Annotated in this window: 6 protein-coding genes; 2 read left to right on the top strand and 4 right to left on the bottom strand. The window is 72.8% G+C overall.

Annotated elements, in window-relative coordinates:
- The coding region (locus AB0M20_RS24810) for a substrate-binding domain-containing protein (protein WP_364301973.1) at positions 1 to 206 on the top strand (206 nt) is incomplete at its 5' end.
- A gap of 31 nt (positions 207 to 237) precedes the next feature.
- Here AB0M20_RS24810 and AB0M20_RS24805 read toward each other — a convergent pair.
- The 4 genes from AB0M20_RS24805 to AB0M20_RS24790 form a co-directional block, all read right to left on the bottom strand.
- The gene (locus AB0M20_RS24805) at positions 238 to 1,140 is read right to left on the bottom strand and encodes an oxidoreductase (protein ID WP_364301971.1); all 903 of its coding nucleotides are present in this window, start codon (positions 1,138 to 1,140) and stop codon (positions 238 to 240) included.
- Positions 1,141 to 1,228: 88 nt separating this feature from the next.
- Positions 1,229 to 2,314 carry an ionic transporter y4hA gene (locus AB0M20_RS24800; RefSeq protein ID WP_364301969.1) on the bottom strand — a complete coding sequence of 362 codons (1,086 nt, stop codon included), beginning with the start codon at positions 2,312 to 2,314 and terminating at the stop codon, positions 1,229 to 1,231.
- Positions 2,315 to 2,318: 4 nt separating this feature from the next.
- Positions 2,319 to 2,957, bottom strand: a complete 639-nt coding sequence (locus AB0M20_RS24795; RefSeq protein WP_364301967.1) for a response regulator transcription factor — start codon at positions 2,955 to 2,957, stop codon at positions 2,319 to 2,321.
- Positions 2,954 to 4,981 carry a GAF domain-containing sensor histidine kinase gene (locus AB0M20_RS24790; protein WP_364301965.1) on the bottom strand — a complete coding sequence of 676 codons (2,028 nt, stop codon included), beginning with the start codon at positions 4,979 to 4,981 and terminating at the stop codon, positions 2,954 to 2,956. Before AB0M20_RS24790 ends, AB0M20_RS24795 begins: the two co-directional genes overlap by 4 nt.
- 168 nt (positions 4,982 to 5,149) lie before the next feature.
- Between AB0M20_RS24790 and AB0M20_RS24785 the strand changes: the two genes are divergently transcribed.
- On the top strand, positions 5,150 to 5,500 hold a 351-nt coding region (locus AB0M20_RS24785; protein ID WP_364301963.1), incomplete at its 3' end, for a hypothetical protein.

Below are 5,500 nucleotides of genomic sequence, written 5' to 3'. Positions count from 1 at the left end.
GGGTCCCCGAGGACGTGGCGGTGATCGGCTTCGACGACAGCAGCGCGGCCACGGCGGCGAGCCCGGCCCTCACGACGATCCGGCATCCCCTCGAGGACATGGCCGCCGAGAGCGCCCGCCTCCTGCTGGCAAGGGTGGAGGACCGCGAGATGCGGGTCTCGTCAGTCATCTACGAGCCGACCTTGGTGATCCGTCAGTCCGCCTGAGACACGCAGCTCCCCGACGGTCGCCGGACTCCTATCGGCGAGCCGGGAGCGGTGCTGCCGGTGTCGGATGGAGGTCGTAGGTGACGCCGGTCAGGCGCTCGGACCGCGCCCACAGGCCGGCGGCGACGGCGGCATCGCGTGACCGGCGGCTGGACACGACCAGCGTCGGATGGCCTCGGCGCTGCAGGAAGCCGTCAGGCCCGACGCAGGCGCCACCGGGGACGCCGGGCGCGGTCGCCGCGTAGAGAATCGGCAGTGCGCCCATCGCCGGGGTCTGCGCCGGCCCACCGGCCAGAATTTTGCCCTGCAGCGAGGTGTCCCGGCGCTGACCTTCGGTGGCGGCCACCCCGGGGTGCGCGGCGACCGACGCGACGCGGCGGCCCGCAGCCTCCAGTCGCCGCTGCAGCTCGTAGGCGAACAGCAGATTGGCGAGCTTGGACTGTCCGTAGGCGAGCCAGCGCTGGTAACGGCGCCGGTCGCCGTCGAGGTCCTCGCGGATCCGGCCGAGAACGTGCAGGCCGCTGGACACCGTGACGACCCGCCCGCGGATCCGGTCGAGCAGAAGGCCGGTGAGCGCGAACGGCCCAAGATGGTTGGTGCCGATGTGCCGCTCGAACCCGTCAGCCGTCACACCGCGAGGCACCGCCATGACTCCCGCGTTGTTGATCAGGACATCGACGTCCTCATCGAGTCCGCCGGCGAACGCCCGCACCGACGACAGATCGGCCAGATCGAGGCGGCGCACCTCGGTAACCCCGCCGATGGCGTCCGCGACGACCCGGGCCTTTCCGGGGTCGCGGCACGCCATGATGACCCGCGCCCCCGCTTCGGCGAGCACCCGGGACACCTCCGCGCCGAGCCCACTATTGGCACCGGTGACGATCACGGTCCGCCCGCGCTGGTCACCGACATCCGCCACAGTCCACTTCGTCATGTCGAAGACGATGCCCGCTCGAACAGCCGAGCGCGTCCTACCAGGGGAGGCACCTGCACTACGCCCAGCGGGGTAGGGCTGCGCCGCTCTAGGGGCTGGCGGCCAGGAAGAGGAACGCGGCGAGCAGCCCGAGGTGGATGCCGCCCTGGAGCACGTTCGCCCGGCCCGGGACCACGGTCAGCGAGCCCACCACGACCGTCAGGGCCAGCAGCACCATCTGTGTGCCGCCGAGACCGAGCAGCAGCGGGCCCTCCAGCCAGATCATCGCGATGGCGATCGCGGGGATGGTCAGGCCGATGCTGGCCATGGCCGAGCCGAGCGCCAGGTTGATGCTCGTCTGCATGCGGTCGCGGACGGCGGCCCGGAACGCCGCGATCGTCTCCGGGAGCAGCACCAGGAGCGCGATGACGACGCCGACGACGGCCTGCGGCAGGCCGGCGTCCTCCACGCCCGCCTCGACCGACGGTGACACGCCCTTGGCCAGGCCGACCACGGCGATGAGCGCGACCAGCAGCAGGCCGAGGCTGGTGACGGCGGCCCGGCCGGTCGGCGGATCGAGGTGCTCCTCCTCGCTGATCACCTTGCCCGACGTGGTGATCGGCAGGAAGTAGTCGCGGTGCCGGCGGGTCTGCACGGTCACGAAGAGCAGGTAGAGCGCCAGGGACGCCACGGCCGCGAAGGCGAGCTGGGCGGGCGAGAACTCGGGGCCCGGGCGGCTGGTGGTGAAGCTGGGCAGCACGAGGCTGAGGGTCGCGACCGTCGCCACCGCGGCGAGCGCCCCGCCGGTGCCCTCCGGGTTGAAGACCGCGAACCGGCGGCGGATCGCTCCGACCAGGAGACACAGGCCGAGGATGCCGTTGCACGTGATCATCACCGCGGCGAACACGGTGTCGCGGGCCAGCGACTGGGTCTTCTCACCGCCGCTGATCATCAGCGTGACGATGAGGGCGACCTCGATGACGGTGACGGCCACGGCCAGCACCAGGCTGCCGAAGGGTTCACCGACCTTGTGGGCGACCACTTCGGCGTGATGCACGGCGGCCAGCACCGACCCGGCCAGCAGCAGAGCGACGATGACGACGACCGGCGGAGGCAGATCGCGGCCCCAGGTCAGAACGAGGGCGACGATTCCGGCGACGGGGACGGAAAGCGTCCATCTGAGTTTGGCGATCATCCAACTATCGTCCCAGGCCCGCCTCGCGGGCGCGGACGATGGCCTCCGAGCGGTCGGCCACCTGGAGCTTGGCGAAGACGTTCGAGACGTTGTTACGCACGGTTTTCGGCGACAGGAAGAGCGTGTCGGCGATCTGCTGATTGGAGCGGCCGGACGCCAGCAGATCGAGAATCTCCCGCTCACGGGCGGTCAGCTGCGGGAAGGCCTCGGTCCGCACGGCCGGCCCGGCGGTGAAGAACTCGGCGATCCGCAGCGCGAGGGTGGCGCCGAACACCGCTCCGCCCGAGGCGACCGTCGTGATTGCTCTCACGATCTCCTCCTGCTCGGCGCCCTTCACCAGATAGCCCCGCGCCCCGGCCCGGATCGCGGCGAACACCGTGCCGTCGTCCTCCGACATGGTGAGCACCACGATGCCGATCCCGGGCGCCTCGGCGGCGAGCCTCCGGGTGGCCTCGACGCCGTTCAGCGACGGCATCTGCACGTCCATCACGACGACGTCCGGCCGCAGCTGCAGGGCCTTGGCGACCGCCTCGGCGCCGTCCGCCGCGGTGCCGAGGACCTCGATGCCGTCCACCGAGGCGAGAAGCATCGCCAGGCCGTCACGGAAGATCGGGTGGTCGTCGGCGACGAGTACGCGGGTCATCGGGCGACCTCCTCCTTCGCGACGGGCAGGACGGCGCGGATGGTCGTACCACGCTCGTCCGGGCACTCTATCCGGCAGCTTCCGCCCAGCTCAGCGGCTCGCTCGCGGAGCGAGACGAGGCCCACACCGGAGGGTGCGCCGGGCGGGATGCCGACGCCGTCGTCGGTGATCTCGATCTCCAGGCCGTCGGTGCGCCGCACGGACACGTGGGCGGTGGTCGCGTGGGCGTGTTTCGCCACGTTCGTCAGGGCCTCCGAGATGATCCGGTACGCGGCCACCTCCACCGCCGCCGGCAGGTGGTCGAGCCCGTCCCCGCCGCTCACCGTCACCGCCACCCCGGGCAGCAGCCGGTCGGCCTGCTGGCGGACCGCGCCGAGCAGCCCGACGTCGTCGAGGGCCGGCGGCCGCAGGTCGTGCACCAGCCGCCGCACGTCTGCGAGCGCTGTGGTGACATCCTCGCGCGCCTGCTTGAGCAGCCTGTCCGATTCCGCGGGCTGCTTGACGGCCAGGTTGCGGGCGGTGTCGATGCGCAGCGCCACACCGCCCAGGGCCGGTCCGAGCCCGTCGTGCAGGTCGCGGCGCAGACGGCGGCGCTCCTCCTCGCGGGCGGTCACGATCTGCTCGCGGCTGCGCTGGAGCTCCCGGGCCAGGTGCGCGGTCCGCGCCGCGAAGGCGGCCTGCCGGACCACGTCACCCAGGAGGCGCTCGTCGCGGGCGTTCAGCGCGCTGCGCGTTCCCCGCGACGGCAGCACCAGGCGGCCGACGGTCTCGCCCCGGTAGGTGATGGGCAGCTTCCGCACGCCGGCCGGCCTCGTCCCCGCCTCCGCCGTGATGATCTGCCCTGCCTGGTCGATCTCCACCCCGACGTAGGGAACCCGGAACGCGTCCGCCACCGACCGGGCCACCACGAGCAGCTCGTCGTCCGGCGACTTCTCGAGCCGCTCCGCCAGCCCCGCCACGACCCGGTACGGGTCGTCCCGCCGGCCGAACACCAGACGCCGCACGACCAGCCAGAGCCGGTGCCGCAGCGGGCCGTAGACCGCGGTCACCACCAGCAGCGCGACGATCGCGGCATCCCGGTCGGCGAGCCGCTCCCCCAGCACGGCGCTCGCGACGCCCAGCACCAGCGCGTCGATCAGCAGCACGCTCACGGCGAGCGCGGCGTAGAGGACCGTGCCGCCCAGCAGCCGGTCGATGTCGAGGAGCCGGGGCCGCACGATGCCGATCACCAGCGCGACACCGGTCAGTGCGACCGCGAGGGTCAGGCTCAGCGAGGACCAGCTCTGCGGCAGCACGGTGGCCGCGAGCATGACCAGCACGTCGACGATCGCGGCCCAGAGCAGCCAGCGCATCCGAGCCTTGTCCGCCGCCTTCCGGTACCGCCCGACCACCACCGCGAAGGGGATGAGCAGGCTGATCGGCGTGAGCGCGCTCGACACCGGGAGCAGGGCGGTCCAGAAGGCGTCCGGGCCGGGGACTGTGGTCCAGTCGAGGTTCAGGGCGGCCAGGGGCGCCGGGATCGGCCCGGTTCCCGAGTCGGCCTGCGCCACCCGGGACGGGACGACCAGCAGGACCAGCGGGAAGAGGGCGGTGCTGGCCAGGCCGGCCAGTGCGGCGATCCGCCACCGGCCACGCGGGAGCCGGCCGCTCGGATAGAGCAGCAGCACCAGCGGGAGCGAGAGCAGCAGCATCGCGCCGAGGCGTTGGTAGATCCAGAAGGCGAGCTCGGCGCCCGGTCGGGCCGGGCTGGTCAGCGTCGCGTACGCCAGCCAGGACGCCGCCGCGCCGTCCACGGCCCAGTGCACCCCGGCGATGGCGAGCACCCAGCCGACGGGGTGCCGTGGCATCCGGCTCAGCAGGATCGCGCCCGGCACGGCCAGCGCGACGCCGGAGATGCCGGCCACCCACCCCGGCTCGATGAACAGCACGGCCCGGTGCGCGGCGGGCACCTCGGCGTCGAGCACGGCCGCGATCACGACCGCGGCGGCCGCGATCACGGGTGCGGCCCATCCAGCTCTTCTCACGCGCACATCGTGGCAGCTCAGGAGTCCCGCGGTCAGGGGACCGCCGTCCCGGGTCACCCGGGACATCGCGGGGGACTCGACCGATGGCGCGCGGCCCTGCCGGCCCGGGACGCGTCCCCGGCAATGTTCACGGCGTCGAACCACATCGAACCGCTGAAGAGGAACGCCATGACCGTCACCGTCACTCCCGCCCCGGCCCGCACCGACGTCACCACCACCCGCATCCCCGCGGCTCGCACCGGCGCCTTCGTCGCCGCCGGCGCCGCGATCTGGGCCGGCGCGATGGCCGCCTTCGGCCCGCAGGACACCAGCTCGCTCGCGATCACCGTCAACGACATCGGCGCGCTGCCCTTCCAGGCGTCGCTCTTCGCGCTGGTCACCCTGCAGCTGCGGACGGCCGCGACCGGCACGTCGCGGTTCGCCCGGGGGATGCTCAAGTTCGAGTACGGCCTGCTGACGCTGGCCACGCTCTGGACCGTGCTGCACGGCCTGGTCCCGGCCTTCCGCGACGACGCGTGG

This window comes from Actinoplanes sp. NPDC051633, from assembly GCF_040681735.1.
GTDB lineage: Bacteria > Actinomycetota > Actinomycetes > Mycobacteriales > Micromonosporaceae > Actinoplanes.
Note: the sequence above shows the minus strand (reverse complement) of the source record. Positions and strands in the feature narration are given on the sequence as shown.

Excerpts from the sequence above, each read along its gene's own strand:
- AB0M20_RS24800 (WP_364301969.1), bottom strand. The coding sequence starts at position 2,314 with ATGATCGCCAAACTCAGATGGACGCTTTCCGTCCCCGTCGCCGGAATC.
- AB0M20_RS24805 (WP_364301971.1), bottom strand. The coding sequence starts at position 1,140 with ATGACGAAGTGGACTGTGGCGGATGTCGGTGACCAGCGCGGGCGGACC.
- AB0M20_RS24795 (WP_364301967.1), bottom strand. The coding sequence starts at position 2,957 with ATGACCCGCGTACTCGTCGCCGACGACCACCCGATCTTCCGTGACGGC.